Below are 22557 nucleotides of genomic sequence, written 5' to 3'. Positions count from 1 at the left end.
GTACATACCTTCTAAATAAGGCCCAGTGGCTCAGTTGGTTAGAGCGCCGCCCTGTCACGGCGGAGGTCGAGAGTTCGAGTCTCTTCTGGGTCGTTTAAATGGGATCATAGCTCAGCTGGGAGAGCATCTGCCTTACAAGCAGAGGGTCATAGGTTCGAGCCCTATTGGTCCCACTTAAATTAAGGATGGATTCCCGAGTGGCCAAAGGGGGCAGACTGTAAATCTGTTGGCAACGCCTTCGAAGGTTCGAATCCTTCTCCATCCATTAGGAGATAATCTCCAATTTAAAGCCAATTAATCTGGTTTGTGCCGATGTGGCTCAATTGGCAGAGCAGCTGATTTGTAATCAGCAGGTTATCGGTTCGAGTCCGATCATCGGCTTAGTCTTTCAAAAGACTACAAATTCAATATCGCGGGGTGGAGCAGTCTGGAAGCTCGTCGGGCTCATAACCCGAAGGTCGTAGGTTCAAATCCTGCCCCCGCAATCCGCCCAGATAGCTCAGTCGGTAGAGCAGAGGACTGAAAATCCTCGTGTCGCTGGTTCGATTCCGGCTCTGGGCATTTTATTTGCTGATAATTGAATAAGGGCGTGTAGCTCAGGTGGTAGAGCACTTGACTTTTAATCAAGTTGTCCGGGGTTCGAATCCCCGCACGCTCACGAGGAATGAGTAGAGTGAATCCGGTAAATACTGGATTCACTCATTTTTTTCTTTATAAGAAATTTCCCAAATCGTAAAAAATAGTGTATAATGTATGAGAAATAAAAAAGGGCATAACAAAAGAGCGAAAGTTGGCGATTTCGCGATGACTTTGATTATGAAACTTTTTGTTTTTTGGTGTGGCTGCACTGTTTGACGATTGCGAATGTACATGTACTTATGGACTTATCCATATCCCATGACTTTTCGGTATCGTTCAAATAGTGCAGTTTTTTTGTGGTAAACTTCCAACACCAACATTGTACATGTTTCCACAAGTAGGACAGAAACGGGATTTACAACGAAAAGGAGTAAATTTCATTTCACCACAATCTGGACAGACAAAAAAGGCACCGCCATAGGATGGATCGCCACAATGGGTCATCTTGAAGATGTTTTCAACTTCAGTTTGTCTGGGATGAAGTTCGTAAAGGATATGCTCATAATAATCAATAAAAATAGTTTGTAATATATTACTCATGTAATTATTTTACAATAAAGAAACACAAAGAAAAACCCCCACCCCTCAAGAATGAGGGGCAGGAGAGCTGAGAGTGTGCTCAGCACATTTTTTTATTTCTAAATTATCTGTAATAGAATTCTGCTATTTGATTTTCAATTGTTCACGGATTTCATTATATCTACTTTTTCCGATAGGAACTTCCAGGCCATTACTTAAGAGTATCTGATAACGTTTGACCTGTCTAACATAGATTGGATTTACAAGCCAACTTTTGTGTACCTTCATAAGATTTGGGAAAATATCCATAATTGTATTAAGTGTCTGATGGACAAAAAAGTTTCCAGATGCAGTATAAACAGTGGCTACTCGGTATGAAATAGATACACCAAGGATTTCAGCAGGAAGAAGGTAATGAATATCTCCATTATTATCCTTCAAGGTCATATGTTTTCGTTGAGTATTACGCTCATTTTCAACTCGAAGCATATAATCATACCAACGAAGATCAGGCTTTTCACAGGTGTGGATATCTTCGATCTTAAAATCTCCGACGAGAGGAATATCTCTAGTCATGGTACAATGAAGATGAAGAAGTTTAAATTCATTGTTTATCCATTTCCAAATATAGGTTGCACGCTGTTTGGTATAAAGAAAAGTTTTTTCATCCATCCATGCGAGGCTGAAAAACTGCCGTATGTACTATGGTTTGATGATACAACGGAAGAAGAGAAACAGGAATCTGGGCACATCCTGTTGTCGATGGAATGACATGTGTCAACGGAGCAAAAGGAATGTCAATTCAAGGAAGAACGATTGAAGAAAAAGATGAAACGAGTACGATCAGCAGATACTTCGAATTCCTTGGAACTTCAGAGAGCAGCGTACAGACAAAAGAGATGGATGATTCTTACATTCATTATGAATACAAGAATGTTCCACTTAGCGTAGAGATTACAGATAGCCATGAGCATGAATATTCTACAGAAGGAGAGATTATTAAGTCGGCAACAAATGAAACAGAAGGAGTAATACGGTATTATTGTAATGTTTGCGGAGGATATCGCGATGAAGTAATTCCAAAGCTTAGTGGACAAACATCAAATGAAGGAGACGATGATTCTAAAGCGGAAGTATCGAAGAAAAGAAAGACTTCGACAAATCCACAGACTGGGGATAAAGCTTTTCCGGCAATGTGGATTATGTTAGGAAGTATCGCTGCTATTACAGGAATCGTAGAGTATAAGAGTCGAAAAATGTCCAAATAGGGACAGGGTAAATTTAATCGGGGACGTGTACAAATGCAAAAAACTCCGTCCCCGATTAAAAAATCTAACAAAAATCAAAAGAAATCTAACCTTCTTAAAACTTCACAAAAAGATCACAAAAATATTATAAAACCTGATAAGAAAGTAAATTTCCCTTTCGTGATGAAAATGGCATACTGTTTCATGAGATAATCGGCGTATTTCCAGCAATATGCACAAAAATTTTATTATCGCCGAAGAAAGGGGAATTTATGAAAAAGACAAAAAGAGGCGTAGCTTTGCTGACTGTATCTGCTATGCTTGCTGGATTGCTGCCTTCAGGAGTTGGCGGTCTTCAGGAAGTTCAGGCAGCAGATCTCCCGAAAGCATTGGTTGATTTTGATTTTGAAAATCTGAATGCGAATCAGGAGATTGTCACAGATTCAGCGAAAGCTACCGGAACCTACGGGCTCTCAGACAGCCATGCAGGAGGAGGAAAGGCCTTGTCCTTAAATGGAAAGAACCAATGGCTGGATATCAAAACTCCTGCAGGAGAAAGTCTTCTGACTGGACTGAATGAGCTCACAATTTCTTACGATGCGAAAATGCCTAAGAATCATGTTAACTGGGGATTCTTCGCAGCAAGAGATGCATCCGAGACGACATATCAGAATGAGCACTATATTGGAACATTACATAATCCTGGTGCCGATAAAGATCATCTGGTGGCAGAGCGTTTCAATGGAGGACAGAGACCGTTAAGTGCATGGGCAAATGTCAGTGCCTATGACAACAAATGGGTACATGTGGACGTCGTTCATACAGAGAAAGATGTAACGCTTTACATTGACGGTCAGCAGGCTGGAAAAGAGGTAAGTGCATTTAAGCTTCCTGATATTCTTGGAGCAAACAGTGTACTGTATTTTGGTAAAGCTACCTGGGGAAAGAATGGAGAATATGGAAAAGGATTAATTGATAACTTCCGAATCTATGATACTGCACTTGACAAAGATCAGATTACCCAGCAGTATGCACAGTACGTTCTGGCATTTGACAAAGAAGCATTATCTCTTCCGGAAGAGACGGATCGTTCTATTGTACTTCCAACAACAGGAGGAAGCGGTCTGACGGAGATCACATGGTCTTCCAACAAGCCAAAGGTTATGGCAGACGACGGAACAGTAACGAGAGGTGACAAGGACGAAGAAGTGGTAATGACTGCGACGCTTAAGAGCGGAGAAGTGATAGTAACCAAGGAATTTACTATTGTAGTAAAGGCAAAGAATCCAGATGAGGATGTGGTTACTTACACGAATGAGCTTACCCTGAATGCAGGATTTGTTTCCGAGGATTTCACTCTTCCTGAAAAAGTAGGAGATGCCACAGTTACATGGAAAGTCCAAGACGGAGATGCCATTGAGATCAAAGATGGCAAAGCAGTGGTAACACGCGGCGAAGAAACGGTCGTAGTGACACTCGTTGCTACCATTAAGGTAGATGGTGCAAAACAGGATGGAACAAAAGAGTTCCCACTTACCGTAATCGGTAAAGGAACTGACGTTGCAGCTTATGTAAGCAGCAAAGCTCCATCTAATATCGAATCTGAAGGCTATGGCTTCCAGGGCGGTATGAAACTTGCAGAAGAAGGTGAAGAAGGCTATAAAGTTCTTCATAAGGATCAGCCGATTCTTTATTCTTCTATCGGAGCAAAGAAATACACAGCGCCTTCTATTTTCCGTAAAGCAGATGGAAGCTTCGGAATGATTGCTTCTGACGGCGGAAGCGGCACTGTTCTCTTATATGACTCCAAAGATCTTATTACCTATGAGAATCAGAGAAGTGTAGCTCTTCCAGAGGTAAACAAGATTGAGAAAATGACTTGTGTATACGACAGTGCAGATCAGGTATACAAAGTATTTGTACAGGCTGCAGACACCGTAACACTTGTAACAACAGCAGATTTCGAGACCTTTGAGAATAAGGGAGTTTCTTCCTATGAAATCAAGCAGGTTGAGAATGCACCAAAGGATGCTGTATGGGCAGAAGAAGAGGCTCTTACAAAAGCAGAGTATACAAAAGTTGCTGAGAAATTCAAGAATCCATACAATACAGAACTTAAGGTTACTGCAAAAGATGTGACAGTGGATCAGGGCGCTGAACTCTCCGCTGAGCTTCTCTCAAAAGAATCTGGCGCAGAAGCATCCGCAACCTACTCTGACGGAACACAGAAGACCTATGGTATTACCTGGGATGAGAACGATATTGCGAAGATCGATACCAATCGTCCGGGAACCTATACCGTAGACGGAATCGTTGGAACCAAGTATACGGATGCAGATGCTCCGCTGATTCCAGAGAGAGCGGATCCGCATATTGTATACAATGAAGATGATGGTTATTATTACTTCACAGCTTCTTATCCAATGAATGGAGGCAATGATCCAGACGGTTACGACAGACTGGTTCTTAGAAGAGCCAAGACAGTTGCAGGACTGGCAACGGCTGAGGAAGTAACAATCTGGGATGAGAAGGATGATCCGGCAAGAGGAAGATTTATCTGGGCGCCAGAGCTTCATAAGATTGGCGACAGCTGGTACTACTTAAGTACAGCAGGAATCAACAGCGGAACAGGAACTACCTTCAACATTCGTCCATTTATGGTGAAATGTAATAATTCCGATGATATGATGAATCCGGCTAGCTGGGAGATGGCAGGAGACGTAAAAGCAATGCCAGGCGATGAAAAGAACTGTCTGAATGCGATGTCTCTTGATATGACTTATTTTGAAGCAGGTGGAAGACATTATCTTTGCTGGGCAGACTTTACAAGAAATGAAGCGAACCCGGAAGGAATTTCCAGTCTCTACATTGCGACGATTGATCCAAGCAATCCGACACAGCTGACAAGTAAAGCATCTGTAATCACGGTACCAGAGTACTTCTGGGAGAATGTACGTTTCCGGGTAAATGAAGGTGCAGCAGTCATTCAGAGAGATGACAATGTATACCTTGCTTACTCTGCTTCCGGAACAGGTTCTGAATACTGTATCGGACTTCTTAGCGGTAAGGCAGGAGACGATTTAACAAATCCTGACAACTGGACCAAGAACCCATACCCAATCATGACGAGTACCGATTTCAATGATGAGGTATCCGGACCGGGACACAACTCCTTTACCGTTGATGAGCATGGAAACCAGATTATCGTATACCACGCAAGACCGACAGCAGCACATAAGGGACACAGCGGAGATCCATTGTATGACCCATGTCGTCATGCATATATCAAACCGGTATTCTACGATAAAGACGGTATGCCGATCCTCAACATGTCAGAGAAGGAATTCGCAAAAGAAGGCAAGACAAGTATCAAGGTTACTGTGAAAGGTGAAGCAGCAGATACCACTCCTTCTTTGGAATACAAGTTTGATGAGGAATATAATGCTGAGACAGGTGTAGCAGACACCGGAAAAGACAAAGACAAGAATGCATCCTTAAGCGAAGGAGCATCCTACGTATGGGATAAAGAATACGGACAGGTATTATACCTTGACGGAGACAAGAAAGTAAACGGACATAATGCGTTCCTTACATTCCCACAGGGATTCTTCGATGGAAAAGATCGTATGACCATTTCCATGGATGTAAAAGAAGTAACAAGATCTGGTAACTACTTTACCTTTGGCGTAGGACAGGACAATAATAAATATTTGTTCTTGAAGGTAGAGCCAAATAAGGTTAAGACCGCGATCTCTACAACTTCTTATCAGAATGAAAGCCAGGCGATTCAGTCAGGCGCATATCCGAACAACAGCCGGGTATGGCAGAATATCAAGATTGTTGTAACCCAGAATTCTTTAGAAGTTTATCGCAACGGAAAGAAGATTGCATCCAACAATAGTACGGGTATTTCCATGACAGATCTTGGTGAGAACCTGATTGCATACCTTGGAAAATCTCTTTATAACGAAGAGACTATGCCAACAAATCCAGACAAATACTTCCGTGCTTATTACGATAATGTAAAAGTATATGACTGGGCAATGACAGATGAGGAAGTTAAGAACTTCACAGAGAAGGATGAGACAGCACGTAAGGAAATGATGGGTGCGGTTGCTATGGTAGCCGATAGTGTTGTGATTCCGAATGCAGACAGCATCAAAGGAAATATTACCCTTCCGGCAGAGAAGAACGGTGTATCTATTAAGTGGACTTCTTCCAATGAAAAAGTAATTAGTACAAAAGCGAAGGATAACAACGGATACGATGCGACTCCGGCAGGAGTGGTAACAAGACAGAAAGAGGATACAAAAGTAACTCTGACTGCAGAATTTTCCAAGAAGGGAAGCGAATCCATCACCAAGACATACGAGGTGACGGTAAAAGCTGCTCCGAAGGAAGTAAAAGAAGACGATTATGTAGGATATCTGTTCGTTCGTTTCAACGGAACAGAAGAGAATATCAATCAGGAACAGACCTATTTCTCACTGAGTAAAGACGGACTGAACTGGGAGAACTTAAATAAGAATAATCCGGTACTGACAAGCAACATCGGTGAGAGCGGACTTCGTGATCACTACATTGCACGTTCACCGGAAGGCGACAAGTTCTATATGATCGCAACAGACTTAAGTATTGCAACCAACAAAGGAGGAGACAACCACAATGAAGGCGCTGTTGACTGGGGGGGCGCTGGCGGAAGCGGAAGTCACAGCATCGTTGTGTGGGAGTCTGACGACCTTGTAAACTGGAGCGAGCCATGGTTATCTGAGATTGCACCGGAAGGAGCAGGATGTACATGGGCACCAGAATTCATTTACGACGAGAAGACCGGAGAGTACGTAGTATACTGGTCTGCAACAAAACTGGAAGTAGATGAAAATGAAAATGTAACACAGGAATTCGAGAACCATGCAATTTACTACTGTAAGACAAGAGATTTCCGTACATTTACAGAGCCGAAACTTTATCGTGACGGCGGAACAGATGCAAACGGAAAGATCGTGAAGGTAATCGACTCTACCATGATCGAGCATAACGGAACATATTACCGTTATACCAAGAATGAGAGCAAGGGAACTACCGTGATCGATAAGTCTGATGCAGTTCTTGGTAAATTTACAGAAATTCCATCCCAGACTCTGTCTACAGATCTGATGGCAGCACAGGGCGCTGTAGAAGGACCAATCATCTTCAAGATGAATGAGAAATCAGCAGATGGAAAAGATCAGTGGTGTCTGATGGTAGACCGCTTCGCAAGAGGACAGGGATACTATCCACTGATTACAACAGATCTGGAGTCTGGTGAATTCAGAATGCTGGATGAGGGCGAATACTCCTTCCCAAGCGGAAGCAAGTTCCGTCATGGTTATGTAATGCCGGTAACAGCATCTGAGTACAGCGCACTTCAGAGAAAATGGGGCAATGCTGACTACGTAGATAAGTATCAGCTTGAGAAAGCAATTGCAGACGGAGAAGCATTGAATCCAGAAGATTATACAGAAGAAAGCTACGCAGCATTTGAAGAAGCCCTGAATACAGCAAAAGCAGCTCTTGACACTGTGACAACAACAGCAGAAGCAGATGCAGCAGCACAGGCACTTCGCGACGCAATGAACGCACTGGTTCCAAAGGAGGAGATTACCTTAGCTTCTATCAAGGTAACACCACCGGCTAAGACGGAATATCAGGAAGGCGAAGAGCTTGATCTTACTGGAATGGTTGTAAAGGCAGTTTACAGCGATAACCGTGAAGTTGAGGTTGATCTGAAGGATGTGAAGGTAGAAGGCTACGACAAGAATCAGGTTGGAACCCAGACAATTACCGTAACATACGAAGGAAAGACAGCAACATTTACCGTAACTGTGAAAGAGAAAGCAGAAGAAGGTAAGTTAGAGTCTATCAACGTAACAGCACCAACGAAGGTAGAATACCAGAAGGGTGAAGAGCTTGATCTGACAGGAATGGTTGTAACAGCCATTTATAGCGATGGAAAAGAGGCAGTAGTTGATCTTAATGATGTAACAATCGAAGGATACAACAAAGATCAGGTTGGACCGCAGACGATCACCGTAACATACGAAGGAAAGACAGCAACATTCGATGTTACTGTAAAAGAAGAAAGCGGCAATCCAGACGTTCTTGATTTCATCAAAGTGACAGCACCAACGAAGGTAGAATACCAGAAGGGTGAAGAACTTGATCTTACTGGAATGGTGGTAACAGCTGTTTACGGAGACGGACGTGAAGTAACGGTTGACCTTAGTGAAGTAACAGTAGAAGGATACAATAAGGATCAGGCTGGAGCTCAGGTGATTACCGTAACCTATGCAGGAAAGACAGCATCCTTCACTGTAACTGTAAAAGAAAAAGGAACAAGCGGTAACCCAGGCGGCGAGAATCCGAACGGAAACCAGGGAAATGCAAGTCAGGGCGTCGTTTCGAAGAACCCAGCTGGAGTGAAGACCGGAGATGTTGCACCAATCGGAGTTGCAGTCGTATTACTGGTAGCAGCAGGTGCAGCAATCGTACTGGTTATGAAAAGAAAAAGGAGTTAGTGCATGAAAAGAAAAGCAATTGCAGGAGCACTGGCTATGCTTACAGGCGTGGCTTTGTTAGCAGAACCTGCACTGATGAAGGCACAGGCAGCGGAAGCTGCCGCGCCTGTGGTGAAGGAATTGAATAAGAGTAATTCTGGTAACCCGATGCTTGGCTTTGATGCAGATGGAAACATTTTATACGGTGGTGACCCGTCCATTTTGGTGGACGGGGACACCGTATACTGCTATGTAGGCCATGATACTTCCACGGGAGAATATTACAATATGCCGGATTGGAGATGTTATTCTTCCAAGGATATGAAGACCTGGAAGTATGAGAGTATGATTTTAAAAGCAGATAGATCCAACATCACCTGGGCACAGGATGATGTATCTGCATGGGCAGCACAGGTTACCAAAGGAAGCAACGGAAAATATTATTTCTATTATTGCTGTGAAGAGGCAGGAAGACCTGGAAAATCCATTGGTGTAGCAGTTTCTGACAAGGCAACGGGTCCATTTAAAGACATTGGAAAACCGCTTGTCAGCGATACCCAGACACCAAACGGACCGCATTCATGGGAAGACATTGATCCAACGGTATGGATTGAGACAGATGAGAACGGTGAAGAACATCGTTACCTTGGATGGGGAAACAACCGTTTCTTCGTATGTGAGTTAAATGAAGATATGATTTCCATCAAGGATCAGGATGGTAATAAAGATAATCTTTCCGTTGGTTATGGAAAAGGCCATGACATTGTTGTCGGAAAGATGAACGGCAAAGAGATCTTCAGCGATAAAGATAAATTCGAGGGACATTCTTTTACAGAGGCTCCTTATTACTATCGTCAGCAGGATGAGAACGGCAATTATTTTGGACCATATTACATGTTCTTTGCCTGTGACTGGAGAGAGCAGATGGCATATGCTACCACCGATGACATTATGAGTAATGATTGGGACTTTGGCGGCGTCATCATGGAACCCTCCGCAACGGCAAACACGAACCATATGGCAGTATTTAACTTTAAGGGTCAGCCATATTTCGTTTACCATGACGGAAGTATGCCGCACGGAAGCGGTTTCCGAAGAGTTGCTTGTGTGGAGAAGTTCGATATCAATGCAGACGGAAGCATTGATCCGATCAAGAAGACGGCAATAGGACTTACTGGAACTATCAGCAAGATCACAGACTGGAATGGAAACTATATCGCAAGCGAGACATTTGAGAATACGACAGATGACAAGCAGTATCCGATGACCGACTGGAATCCGGGAAGCTTTGGCTCCATTGGCGGAAGCAAGGAAGTCATTGCTGACTTCTATGCAGGAAGCGAAGAGAGAGAATGGGAGATCGTTCCAGGTAAAGCAGACAAGAATAAGGCAGAGTATGTGTCGATCGAGTCTAACTACAAGCCGGGTATGTATCTGAAAGTAGCGCTTGATGATAACGGAACAGCTCCGGTTGTACTTGCACAGGATGCAGGCGGAACGGAGGATGAAGCAAACCGCATGACATTTAAGACAGTAGAAGGACTGGCAGGATACGGCGTGACCTTTGAAAGTGTAGTTTATCCGGGATATTATCTGGTAAGCAGAGAAGGAAAACTTTTCGTTTCTAAAGATACAGAAAAAGAAGAGGCAACCTTCTTCGTATCAACAGAGGCGAAGAACGATGAGGCACAGGCAGCTCAGAATGCAGAAGTATTAAAGACCACAAGATTCTATACGGTCGGAGAGAAACTGAATACTGACGATATGCGTGTCATTGTAACTCTTCCAAATGGAAAGACGGAAGCAGTGAAAGATTACGAGACCAATGCAGCGGATCTTGATATGAAGAAACCTGGTGAGAAGACATTAGAGGTTACTTATCATTATGACGGCACGGAGTATACCAAGAATGTGAAGATCACCGTTGTAGAAGAAAACTACCGTTAAGCGGACAAAGGGAAAGGAGAAGGAAGAGATGAAGAAAAAGAAACTCATGGCAGCCTGTCTTGCAGGCGCGCTGGTTATGTCCTCTGTTATCGTTCCTGGTCAGGCGTCCGTAAAGGCGGAAGGGAAATCCCTTACAGAAGGGCTGGTTGCATCTTATGACTTTAACGACGGTCAGCTTGCAAACGGCGTCGATGGACAGGGACAGGCTAAGGCTGTTGTAACAGGATTGAAAGATTACAGCGGTCAGCCGGTATTTGAAGCTGGAGACAAGGACAAAGGGCAGGCGGTTCGTCTGGGCGAGTATGGATTACAATTAAACCAGAAAAATCTTGGCGATAACTTTACCGTATCCATGTGGCTGAAGCCAGACGGTGTATTCGATAAGAATGAAGCAGTTCTGTTCTTGGGATATCACAGCCCGGAGAAGTGGCTTGCAGTGGCAGGACCGGAGACGGCAGGAAGTGCAACCTGCAAGTTCTGGACCAATGGAAGCGGCAACAACCAGAGCTTTGGATGGGCAGGATTCGGTAACTTTGATATTGATGCGAACTGGCACTGTCTGACAGTGACAGGATCTAACGCCGGAGTAACTGCTTATTTGGATGGAAAGGCAGTTGGATCTGGCGGAAGTATCGCACCGCTGACCGGAGATAATCAGGACATTTACCTTGGTGTTAATAACTGGGATACGGAATTTAAAGGCTTGGTAGACGATGTTAAGGTCTACAATCGGAAGCTGACAGACTCAGAAGTACTGCAGCTTTATAACCCGGAGATCACAGCAGAAGACATTTTCGATCAGGAAGGCATCACCGCAACAGAGTCCATCAATACCCTGAAGGGAAGAATCGAGCAGATTACGGTGAATATCCCGGCGGTAGCAGTGGAAGCAGGAGCGAAAGCCACCTACGAAAGTAAAGATAAAGAAGTAGCTGAGGTCGATGAAAATGGCGTCGTAACCGCGAAAAAAGCAGGAGATACGACGATCACAACGACAGTAACCCTTGGTAAGGTGAAAAAGACAGCAGAGACGAAGGTTCATGTAGAAGATAACTTAAACAGTCAGCTGAAAGCATCCTTTGATTTTGAAGAAAATCTGACAAACGGTGTGGCAGGCGCAAAAGAAGCTTCTGCAATCGTAACTGGACTGAAAAACTATACTGGAGAAGTTGTCTATAAAGAAGGCCGTACAGGGAAAGCTGTTCAGCTTGGAAAGTATGGATTGAAGCTTAACCAGGAAAACCTTGGAAATGATTATACCGTTTCCGCATGGGTAAAAGCAGATGCAGGCTTGGTAGAAAATCAAGTCGTAATGTTCCTTGGACACCATAATCCAGAAAATTGGATATCCATCTCCGGACGCGCTTATGAGTCTGATAAGTGCAAGGTCTGGGCAAAGGGCGGCATCTATGGTACACATACGACTCTCTTCAATCCAGAGATTGGAAGAAAAGAGTGGCACCAGATCACCATGACAGGAACGAGCGGAAAGGTCAGTGTATACCTGGATGGAATTTGTCTGGGAACCGCAGACAGCAATAATCCATTATCCGGAGTAAATCAGGATATCTACCTGGGTGTTAACAACTGGGACGCAGAGTATGAAGGTCTGATGGATGACGTGAAGATCTACAGCGTTGCAATGACAGAAGAGGAAGTACAGAATCAGGCAGCAGAAGAATTCAGCAAGAAGGCACAGGAAACTTTGAAGCGTGAATTGACGGTTAAGGATATTCTGGGACAGAACAAGAGCGCAGATGAGATCTACTACAACCTGGCGCTTCCAACAGCTGTGGAAGGCATCAAGCTTGACTGGAGCAGCAGCAACGAAGATGTGGTTGCGGCAGACGGAACCATTTCCGTTCCGGCAAAGGATACAGAAGTAGCTGTAACTGCAAAAGTTGCAGGCGGAGTTCTTACCGGAGAAGCATCCTTCACGGTAACGGTAAAAGCGCTTGATGTAACAGAGCTTAATGATCTGATCAAAAAAGCAAAAGAAATGGATCAGACCGGACTTTCCGAAGTATCAAAGCAGAGATTAAATGAATCCATTGCGGCAGCAGAAGAAGCAGTGAAGAATCCGACTTATGAAGGAATCGCAGCAGCATATGAGAATCTGAAACGTGCGATGGAAGAGATGTCTTACGATCATGTTGACAATCCGTTTGATCTGATTGCAGAACCGGCAGCGAAGGTAAGCTTAAAAGAAGGAGAGACACAGGAACTCTTCGTTCTTCCAGAAGCAGTTCAGGCTCTGGTAACCGTAACCTACGAAAGCGAAGATGACAAGGTTGTGACTTACGCAGACGGTAGCCTTACGGCAGTAGGAGAAGGAAAAGCAGTGGTAACTGCAACCGTAACTGCAAATGAAGACGTACCGGTATACGGCGGATTCGCAATGGAATATTCTACTGCAGTGGAAGTAACAAAAGACGCACCTCCGGCACATGTGCATGACTTGAAGAAGACAGACGGCGTAGAGCCAACCTGTACTTCTGAAGGAAATATTGAATACTGGTACTGTGCAGACTGTGGAAAATACTTCAGTGATGCAGAAGGAACCCTTGAAATCAGTGAAGAAGAGACCGTACTTCCAATGGCAGAGCATGAGTGGGAAGATGATTACACCATCGACAAAGAAGCAACCGAGACGGAAGATGGAAGCAAGTCCATCCACTGTAAGAACTGTACTGCGAAGAAAGATGTTCAGGTAATTCCGGCAACTGGCAAACCAGGAAGCGGAGACAACAAACCAGGAACTGGTGATGGCAACACTGGAAATACCGGAAATACTGGTAACGCAGGCAGCAATAAGCCAGGAAGTACAGCAGGCAAACCTGGAACACAGGCAGGAACTGTGAAGACCGGAGACAGTGCAAACTGGATGCTGTGGACAGTCTTAATCGGCGCATCTTTAGCTGGATGTACCGTGACTGTTAGAAAACGGAAATCTAACAGATAAAAAATCTAACAAATATCATAAAAAAATGTATTTTTTGAAGAAGGTGAGGAAAAAGTGAAAATTTTCTCACCTTTTTCTAGAATTATTGTATTTATGAGTGGATAAAAAAAGAATATCCTGTGTAATAGAAAAGTATAGAATGGTATAAATTGGTCTACTAGACGTTACCAATAATACCGGTAAGGAGAAGTTATGAAAAGAGGAAAAAGCATGGCAATGCTGCTGTCTGCGGCAATGCTGGTGACTCCCCTTTCTCCGCTGACTGTAGAAGCGGAAGGGGGATTGACAGGTCAGGTGCTGGACTTAAGTTTTGACGGCAGCTTAAGTGATCCGGCCGGCTCTCATGCAGTCGTGATGGGAAGAGGTGCGGAGAACTATGCAGAAGGAGTCAAAGGGCAAGGGCTTTCTCTGGATGGGAAAAGCTATGTCAAGCTGGGAACGGAAGCTGATCTTCAGCCAGAGAATTTGACACTGTCATTTTGGCTGAAACCTAATCAGGATATGGGAAACGGGGAGCAATTGATCTCCTGGAACAAGAATGAATGGTATACAGATGGCTGGTACCTTTCTATGGAGAATGGAAATCGTCCACTGACCTTATCTGTAGGACCGGCAGCAACGAACGGACAGCCGTATCGGGTAAGTGTAGACGGAAATCGTGCAGCATTCTTCCCAACGGGAGAATGGACTCATGTAGTAGTTACTTACGATAAGGAGACGAAAGAAATTTGTTTCTATAGAAATGGAACGAAATGTAAGACGTCGATTACCTACGGAATGAGTGAGACGGCTACCGGAGTACTTGGCTCAGATCCATCTATGGAGAAATCCATTGGTTACAATGGTCCGAAGTATAATGCAGGATATCTGAACGCAGTGATTGATGAATATCAGCTGTTCAATGATGTGGCAACACAGGAGGAAGTTATCGGACTCTATGAAGAATCCGGACAGACTTTTGATAAAGAAGGAGTGGCACAGGCAGATCTTAATGCGCTGAACATTCCATCAGAGGTTCAGAACAACATGATGCTTCCATCAAAGGGATCCAGTGGTTCTGATATCACTTGGAAATCCAGTAATCCAGATGTGATCAGCGCAGAGGGCAAGGTCACACGTCCGGAGATTGGCGAAGAAAACGTAAAAGTGACGCTGACAGCATCCGCCTCTTATGCAGGTGGCAAGGAGGTTACGAAGACCTTCGAGGTTACGGTTCTTGCTAAGAAAGAAGTGAAAGCAGAGCCGGACAGCATTATGGGAAGCGTAAGCCTTCAGGATGAATGGCTTTCCAATGCGGCAGAAAAAGAGAATGAATATTTATTAAGTCTGGATTCTGAGAAATTCCTGTACGAATGGTATAAGCTTGCAGGCTTAGAGCCGACGACAGAATCCGGCTATGGCGGCTGGGAGAGAGGTAAGGATAATAACTTCCGTGGACATTCCTTCGGACACTATATGTCAGCGCTGTCTCAGGCTTACTTAAGCAGCAGCGGGGAGACAAAGAAACAATTAGAAACCGAGATTTCCGAAGCGGTGAACGGACTGGCAGCCTGTCAGAGTGCATATGGGGCAGCACATCCCGAAAGTGCAGGATACGTGTCTCCATTCCCAGAAGAATGGCTGCAGAGAGTGGACGGTGTTCCACTTGCAGGAACTAAGATTCAGAGCGGAGATTACCTGCTTGTTCCATATTATAACCTTCATAAGATGGTGGCAGGACTTCTGGATGTAACGAAGAATGTAGATGATCCGGAACTTAAGAGCACAGCTCTTAGCGTAGCAGAAGGATTTGGAGAATATCTCTACAACCGTTTCAGTATGCTGACAGATAAGAATCAGATGTTAAGAACAGAGTACGGCGGAATGAATGAAGCCCTCTATGAGCTTTACAATCTGACTGGAAATGATCACTTTAAGACGGCAGCAGAATATTTTGATGAAACTGCTCTGTTTGAACAGCTGGCGGCAAATCAGGACGTGTTAAACGGCAAGCATGCCAACACGACCGTTCCGAAGCTTACCGGTGCAGTGAAGCGCTACACCGTTCTGACAGAGAATGAAGAATATTACAATGCACTGTCTCAGGGAGAAAAAGACAGCTTGAATATGTATCTGGAAGCAGCGAAGAACTTCTGGGATATTACCATCGATCATCACACTTATGTAACAGGCGGCAACAGCCAGTCCGAGCACTTCCATGAGGCAGACAAGATCGGTTACGATGCAACCAAGAGTGAGTACGATGCAAGTACCACCTGTGAGACCTGTAATACATACAATATGCTGAAGCTGTCCAAGGCTTTGTATCATGTGACCGGTGATAAGAAGTATATGGATTACTTCGAGAGAACTTATACGAATGCGATCCTGCCATCCCAGAACCCGGAGACAGGAACCACCATGTATTTCCAGCCAATGGCGCCGGGATACAATAAGGTATTCAACCGTCCATTTGACGAGTTCTGGTGCTGTACCGGAACGGGTATGGAGAACTTCTCTAAGCTGGGTGACAATATTTACCAGTTGAATGAAGACGGCGTGTCTGTGCATATGTTCTGGGCTTCCGAATTAAATCGGGACGGAATCCATATCAAGCAGATCGCCAATATGCCAAATGAAGACACGGTGACCTTTGAAGTAAAAGAAGCAAAGGCAGGAACCGTATTACGGCTTCGGAAACCAGACTGGTTAGCAGGAGAAGCTGTGATCAAGGTGAACGATAAAAAGGCAGACCTTCAGGAAGAAAATGGATACTTCAAGGTTACAGTAAAGAGCGGCGATAAGGTGACCTATCAGATGCCAATGCAGATGGTGGCATATCCGATGCCGGATAAACCGAATCTGATTGCATTCAAGTACGGCCCAATCGTACTGAGTGCAAAACTGACGACAAATAATATCGAAGCTTCCAATCCAAACGGAATCCTGGTAAGAGTTGGAACCTTTGATCCAAAAGCACAGACGGTTATCACCACGCAGAATATGAGCCCAGATGAATGGCTTACGAACCTGAATGAAAATATGGTTCGGATGGAAGATGGAGAGAATGGAGAAATCCAGTTCGCGCTTAAGAATGTGGACTCCGAGTCTGAGACACTGGTTTACTCTCCACATTATATGAGATATAAAGAGCGTTACGGTATCTACATGTATATGGAAGAGCCGGACTCTCAGGCATCTCAGGATCGTATCCTGGCAAATAAGCAGGTGATCCGGGATCAGGAAATGAGTATCGACTATCTGGACAGCTTTGACGCCAATAACTCAGAGGCGGTAAAGAACCAGCAGGGTGAAAATACACAGGTAGGTTCTCATCTTGGAAAAACTTATCGTGACGGTAAGACAAACGGATGGTTCAGCTATGATATGAAGATTGATCCGAATGCAGAACACAACTATCTGAACTGCGTATTCTTCTCCGGAGACCGCGGAAGAAAATTTGACATCATGGTAGACGGAACCGTACTGGATTGTCCTTATGATTACAGCGACGCTCCATCCGCAAATGAATTCTATACCCATACGGTAGAGATACCAAAGGAAATTATCGACAATGCCAAAGGTGGCAAGGTAACTGTAAGATTCCAGTCCCGTCCGGAATACAATAGTTTCGTAGGAGGACTGTTTGGAATCAGAACTTCCACTTCCGCAGAGTATGACACCGATGCAAGTTTGAAGGCTTTGTCTTTCGACACCGGTAAGTTAACGGAAGGCTTTGCACCGGAGAAGACAGAGTATGTGCTGGAAGTACCAATGGATACAGAAAGCGTGAACATGCTTGCGACACCGAAGATGGAAAGCGGTCTGGTCTATGTAGGCGATATTTTGATTGATGATAAGCATCCAAGAAAGATCGGTCTGACAGGTGATGAGACGGTCGTTTCCATTACGACAAAAGCACAGGATCATGTGACAGCCAAAGACTATCAGGTAACGATTAGAAAGGTAGAAGAGGCTGTGCCAGAGGTGGACAAAACGCCTCTGATGAATAAGATCGAAGAAGCCATGGCAATTCAGGCGGAAGGCTACACACAAGAGAGCTATCAGGCTCTTCAGGATGCCATCAAGGCAGCCCAGGATGCTATGAATACTGTGGAGACGAAGCAGGATGTAGAAGATGCAGTAAAAGCACTTCAGAAAGCCGTCGACGGACTGGAGAAAGAGCCGGAGAATCCAGGCGGCGGAGATGACGGTAACAAGCCAGGCGGAGATGATGGCAATAAGCCAGGCGGTGACGGCAACAAACCGGGTGGAGACAGTGGAAATACAGGAAACACCGGAAAGCCGGGAGCCGGAAATACTGGAAGCGCTGATAAAAACAGTGCAAATCAGGCTGGCAAAGTGAAGACAGGCGATGAAGCAGATCCGGGCATCATGCTCTTCTTACTGGGAAGCGCAGGCGCATTAGCGCTGGTGATTCGCAAACGGAGAGCTTAATGTAATAACGAAACGAAAGCTGCGTAAGGAAGTTTCCTTGCGCAGCCTTAAAAACAAAGGGGGCGATCGAGGAAGTGTGAAAGAAATCAAAACCGAAATCTATAGAAAGGGAAAGGGTAGATGAAATGAAAGGTTTTAAGAGATGGGCAAAGAAAGGACTTGCCCTGGGCGCGGTATGCGCCATCACAGCGACATCCCTTCCGATGACCAGCATCCAGGCGCTGGCAGCCGGAGAGAAGGATGCCAAAGCGGCAGAAGATGGACTGATTCTTCACTATGACTTTAAAAGTTTGAAGACAGGAACCATCGTAGAAGACTTAAGCGGCAACGGAAGAGCGGGAGTAGTCCGTCCGACAGGGTCTCAGGTAACGACAGAGGACGCTAACATTTACGGGGCGAAGCAGACTGCATACAAATTCCTGGGAGGACAGCCAAGCAATGAGAATTCTTATGTAGAACTTCCAAGTGGTGTCTTCAATGGTCTGGAAGATATGACGGTCAGCTGCTGGGTAAATATGAAGGAAGCATGGGGCTCTTATCAGAGAATCTGGGACTTTGGTTTCCAGAATAATAAGGGACAGTTCAATACTACAACCTATATGTATCTTCTGGCAGATGGTTCCAATGAGGGACACAGAGGATACACAGCAGCCTTAACCAATAGCGGCTGGAGCAATGAGAAGGGACCGGAGAAAGGAGAAGCGTTAGCTACCGATGAGTGGATCTTTACGACCGTTACCTTTGATGGTTCTGAGAAAGAGATGTCTCTCTATGAGGACGGCGTCCTGATCGGAACAGAGAAGACACAGGTAGATCTGTCTGTACTGAAAGATGCCAACAATGCATTAATTGGTTATGGTCAGTTCAAGAATGACATTATGAAAGGTATGGTTGCAGACTTTAAGATCTACGACTATGCTATGACACAGGAACAGGTTGCAGATAAGTTCGCGGTTCCTGACGAAGAGAAGGTAAAACGTGACAAAGCATGGCTGGATCTTGGAGATGTCAGCGAAGTGACTTCTGATCTGACTCTTCCGGTAAAGGGAGCGGCAGGATCTAATATCAGCTGGACAAGTGATAACGAAGCAGTCATTGGAAAAGACGGTAAGGTAACAAGACCGGAAGCAGGAGAAGGCGATGCAGTAGTAACACTGACCGCAACTCTCACATCTGGTGACGTAACGGATACAAAGGTATTCAAAGTAACGGTAAAACAGAACCTGACCGCAGAAGAGATTGTAAACGGTGATGCAGAGGCTCTGGTTCTTAGCGGACTTTCTTCTGTTAGAGACAATCTTACCCTTCCAACAGAAGGAGAATTAGGTTCTACAATCGCATGGGAAAGCTCCAATCCGGAAGTGATCGCAACAGACGGTACGGTGACAAGACCAATCGGAGATAAAGCAGAAGTAACCTTAACTGCAACGATTTCCTATGGCGACAAATCTGTGACTAAAGAATTCGTTGCAACCGTAATGCCGATTTATGAGAAGACAGACATTGTAGATGTAAAGGCAGTGGAAGTTGAGACAGTTAAGAATACGCTTCCTTATCTTCCGGCTACCGTAGACGTTACTTATGAAGATGGCACAACCGGAAAAGAGAAGGTTACATGGCCAATCGATCTGGCAGCAGATCAGTTTGCAACAGCAGGTGACAAGGTAGAAGTAACCGGAACAATTGTTGATTACGATGTAGAAGTAAAGGCAACCGTAACTGTAACAGATACGACATCTGAGGCGCCGGCAACGGTAACAACAGAGTTTAGCTTAAGCGATATCCATCTGGATGGAACGGACACCATCTTCGGACAGAATATGGCACGTGACTTAGAATATCTGAAGGTTATGGATGCAGACAGAATGCTTTATAACTTCAGAAAAACCTTTGGCGCTGATACCAAGGGCGCACAGCCTCTGACCGGATGGGAAGAGCCAACCGGACTTTTAAGAGGACACTCTACCGGACACTTCCTGTCTGCACTGGCACAGGCTTATGCATCAACAGGAGAGGCAGCTTACAAAGAGAAGATGGACTATATGGTATCTGAGCTGAAGAAGTTACAGGATATGTCTAAGGGTGATCCGGCAAAGTTCGTAACTCAGTGTACACCATCCGATGCAGCACAGAGCAAGTGGAGCAAAGATCCATCTACATGGGGAGAAGGCTTCTTAAGCGCTTATTCTCCAGACCAGTTCGCACTCTTAGAGCAGTATACACCATATGCAACCATCTGGGCTCCATACTATACACTTCACAAAATTGAAGCTGGTATGATCGACTGTTACGAATATGGCGGAAATGAAGAAGCTCTGGAAGTAGCAAAGGGAATCGGCGACTGGATTTACTTAAGACTGGAAGGCTGTACTACAGAGGAACAGCGTGAGAACATGTGGGCAATGTACATCGCCGGTGAGTACGGTGGTATGAATGAATCTCTTGCAAGACTGTATGAGATCACACATGAAGACCGCTACCAGGAAGCAGCAGCATTATTTGACCATAAGACATGGTTCGCAGATCTGGCGGCAAATGTTGACGTGGTTCAGGACAAACATGCCAACCAGCATATTCCAAGAATCGTAGGTGCGGTTCACGAGTATGCAGCAACAGGAGACGTAGCTTACTATAATACAGCACGGAACTTCTGGAACATCGTAACACAGCGTTATGCTTACTCCATCGGTGGTGTGGGAACCGGAGAGAAATTCCAGAAACCATATCAGCAGGGTAACTTTATTCTTGGTAACAGAGGTCGTGGTGAGAACTGCGAGACCTGTGCAGCATACAACATGCTGAAGCTTACCAAAGACTTATATAACTATGAACCAGACGCGGCAGAGTACATGGATTACTATGAGAGAACTATGATCAACCAGATCGCAGCATCTCAGAGCCATGATACAACAGACTACATGCACAACGGAACAACATACATGCTTCCAATCGATCCGGGCCAGAGAAGAGGCTATGATTCTGACTACGGCGGATTTACCTGCTGTAACGGAACCGGTATGGAAAACCATGTAAAATATCAGGCAGCAGCTTATGCAAAATCTGCCAACACCCTGTATGTAAACCAGTATATGCCAACAACTGTAAACTGGGCAGAGAAGGGAATCTCCGTAAAACAGGAGACCAAATTCCCATCCGAGCACTCTAAATTAACAGTGAAGGGTTCTGGCGAATTCGCTATGAAGCTTCGAGTTCCTTACTGGGCAACCAAGGGATTCGAGGTTCAGGTAAATGGTGAGACCATCTGCACCAATCCAGAAGTAAGCACATACGTAGAGATCAACCGTACATGGAAAGATGGAGACGTGGTAACCATTCATATGCCATATACACTTCACCTTGACAAGACTCCGGACAAAGTAGACGGAAGTACCGTTGCATCCGTTATGTATGGACCACTGGTTATGGTAGCAAAAGATGAGAGAGATTCTTACACACCAATGAACTGGTATACCGTTGCATTAAGCGACAACCTGGAAGACTCTATCAGCGTAGTAACAGGAGCTGACTCTGAGCAGGTACCGCACCTGACAACCAACGGATTACAGTTCTACCCAATGTACGATGCATACAACTACAGATATCATGCTTATGTAAAAGTAGAAGATAATGCATCTGTTGTAAATAAGGATGCTCTTCAGGCTCTGGTAGACGCTGTAACAACCGGCGATCAAGTACCAAGTCAGGATGACTATACCGAAGAGCAGTGGGCAGCACTTCAGCAGGCAATTGCAGATGCACAGGCAGTTCTTGCAAATGAAGCTGCAACACAGACAGAAGTTTACAATGCATACAAAGCGCTTCAGGCTGCATTAGAAGACACAGCAGTGAATCCAGAGCCGGAAAAACCAAGCAAGGAAGATCTGCAGAATGCAGTAGACAATGCAATTCCAGATTCTGAGAAAGATAAGTACACCAAGGATAGCTGGGAAGCTTATCAGAATGCATTGAATCATGCGAAAGACGTTCTGAAGGATGAGAATGCAACAGAAGAAGACATTGCAAATGCGCTGACAGAGCTGAACAAAGCAAAAGATGCGCTGAAACCTGTTTCTACTGAGCCAGGCAAACCAGGAACCGGTACCGACGGAAAGCCGGGAAGCACAACTGGCAAACCAGGTACAACAAATGGAAAAGGAACTGGTTCTGTGAAGACAGGCGATACCGCTCCGTTTGGTATCTTAGTTGGATGTATGGTAGTAGCAGTGGCAGCTGCAGGCGTAGTTGTTTACCGTAAGAAACACAGCTAGAA

7 protein-coding genes, 7 tRNA genes and 1 pseudogene are annotated in these 22557 nt (G+C 44.8%); 13 read left to right on the top strand and 2 right to left on the bottom strand.

Going from position 1 to position 22557, the window contains the following annotated elements:
- Window positions 1–19 precede the first annotated feature (19 nt).
- The 7 genes from WKT00_RS11540 (at window position 20) to WKT00_RS11510 (ending at window position 658) form a co-directional block, all read left to right on the top strand.
- Window positions 20–93, top strand: a tRNA-Asp gene (locus tag WKT00_RS11540).
- 7 nt (window positions 94–100) lie between these two features.
- Window positions 101–173: transfer RNA gene (locus WKT00_RS11535), tRNA-Val, on the top strand.
- Between the two features lie 10 nt (window positions 174–183).
- Window positions 184–265 (top strand) — tRNA-Tyr (locus tag WKT00_RS11530).
- A 43-nt stretch (window positions 266–308) separates the two neighbouring features.
- Window positions 309–381 (top strand) — tRNA-Thr (locus WKT00_RS11525).
- Between the two features lie 30 nt (window positions 382–411).
- Window positions 412–485 (top strand) — tRNA-Met (locus tag WKT00_RS11520).
- Window positions 486–488: 3 nt separating this feature from the next.
- Window positions 489–561 (top strand) — tRNA-Phe (locus WKT00_RS11515).
- 24 nt (window positions 562–585) lie between these two features.
- Window positions 586–658, top strand: a tRNA-Lys gene (locus WKT00_RS11510).
- Window positions 659–954: 296 nt separating this feature from the next.
- Here the strand turns inward: WKT00_RS11510 and WKT00_RS11505 are convergent.
- Together WKT00_RS11505 and WKT00_RS11500 are read right to left on the bottom strand one after the other, a co-directional pair.
- Window positions 955–1179: pseudogene (locus WKT00_RS11505) on the bottom strand (transposase zinc-binding domain-containing protein); the annotation flags it as partial.
- 123 nt (window positions 1180–1302) lie between these two features.
- Window positions 1303–1830 carry a LytTR family DNA-binding domain-containing protein gene (locus WKT00_RS11500; RefSeq protein ID WP_101696109.1) on the bottom strand — a complete coding sequence of 176 codons (528 nt, stop codon included), beginning with the start codon at window positions 1828–1830 and terminating at the stop codon, window positions 1303–1305.
- 122 nt (window positions 1831–1952) lie between these two features.
- Here WKT00_RS11500 and WKT00_RS11495 point away from each other — a divergent pair, with 122 nt between their 5' ends.
- The 6 genes from WKT00_RS11495 (at window position 1953) to WKT00_RS11470 (ending at window position 22555) form a co-directional block, all read left to right on the top strand.
- The gene (locus WKT00_RS11495) at window positions 1953–2426 is read left to right on the top strand and encodes a hypothetical protein (RefSeq protein ID WP_145995120.1); all 474 of its coding nucleotides are present in this window, start codon (window positions 1953–1955) and stop codon (window positions 2424–2426) included.
- Between the two features lie 251 nt (window positions 2427–2677).
- The gene (locus WKT00_RS11490) at window positions 2678–8962 is read left to right on the top strand and encodes a family 43 glycosylhydrolase (protein ID WP_340263749.1); all 6285 of its coding nucleotides are present in this window, start codon (window positions 2678–2680) and stop codon (window positions 8960–8962) included.
- A gap of 3 nt (window positions 8963–8965) precedes the next feature.
- Window positions 8966–10888 carry a family 43 glycosylhydrolase gene (locus WKT00_RS11485; RefSeq protein ID WP_101696106.1) on the top strand — a complete coding sequence of 641 codons (1923 nt, stop codon included), beginning with the start codon at window positions 8966–8968 and terminating at the stop codon, window positions 10886–10888.
- A 28-nt stretch (window positions 10889–10916) separates the two neighbouring features.
- Window positions 10917–13850 (top strand): LamG-like jellyroll fold domain-containing protein, encoded by a 2934-nt coding sequence (locus WKT00_RS11480; protein ID WP_340263747.1) that lies wholly within the window; start codon window positions 10917–10919, stop codon window positions 13848–13850.
- Window positions 13851–14042: 192 nt separating this feature from the next.
- A complete protein-coding gene (locus tag WKT00_RS11475; RefSeq protein ID WP_340263745.1) occupies window positions 14043–18287 on the top strand; it encodes a beta-L-arabinofuranosidase domain-containing protein in 4245 nt (1414 codons plus the stop codon).
- 125 nt (window positions 18288–18412) lie between these two features.
- Complete coding sequence (locus tag WKT00_RS11470; RefSeq protein WP_340263743.1) at window positions 18413–22555, top strand: beta-L-arabinofuranosidase domain-containing protein; 4143 nt, start codon at window positions 18413–18415, stop codon at window positions 22553–22555.
- The last annotated feature ends 2 nt before the right edge of the window (window positions 22556–22557 follow it).

Source organism: Dorea sp. ICN-14282, assembly GCF_037890115.1.
Taxonomy (GTDB): Bacteria; Bacillota; Clostridia; order Lachnospirales; family Lachnospiraceae; genus Dorea_B; species Dorea_B phocaeensis.
The sequence above is the reverse complement of the archived record's forward strand: the minus strand, read 5'-3'. Positions and strand labels throughout refer to the sequence as shown.

What these genes read in the sequence shown, in the direction of transcription:
- WKT00_RS11500 (WP_101696109.1), bottom strand. Translation starts at nt 1,830, where the DNA reads ATGGATGAAAAAACTTTTCTTTATACCAAACAGCGTGCAACCTATATT.
- WKT00_RS11495 (WP_145995120.1), top strand. Translation starts at nt 1,953, where the DNA reads ATGTCAATTCAAGGAAGAACGATTGAAGAAAAAGATGAAACGAGTACG.
- WKT00_RS11490 (WP_340263749.1), top strand. Translation starts at nt 2,678, where the DNA reads ATGAAAAAGACAAAAAGAGGCGTAGCTTTGCTGACTGTATCTGCTATG.
- WKT00_RS11485 (WP_101696106.1), top strand. Translation starts at nt 8,966, where the DNA reads ATGAAAAGAAAAGCAATTGCAGGAGCACTGGCTATGCTTACAGGCGTG.
- WKT00_RS11480 (WP_340263747.1), top strand. Translation starts at nt 10,917, where the DNA reads ATGAAGAAAAAGAAACTCATGGCAGCCTGTCTTGCAGGCGCGCTGGTT.
- WKT00_RS11475 (WP_340263745.1), top strand. Translation starts at nt 14,043, where the DNA reads ATGAAAAGAGGAAAAAGCATGGCAATGCTGCTGTCTGCGGCAATGCTG.
- WKT00_RS11470 (WP_340263743.1), top strand. Translation starts at nt 18,413, where the DNA reads ATGAAAGGTTTTAAGAGATGGGCAAAGAAAGGACTTGCCCTGGGCGCG.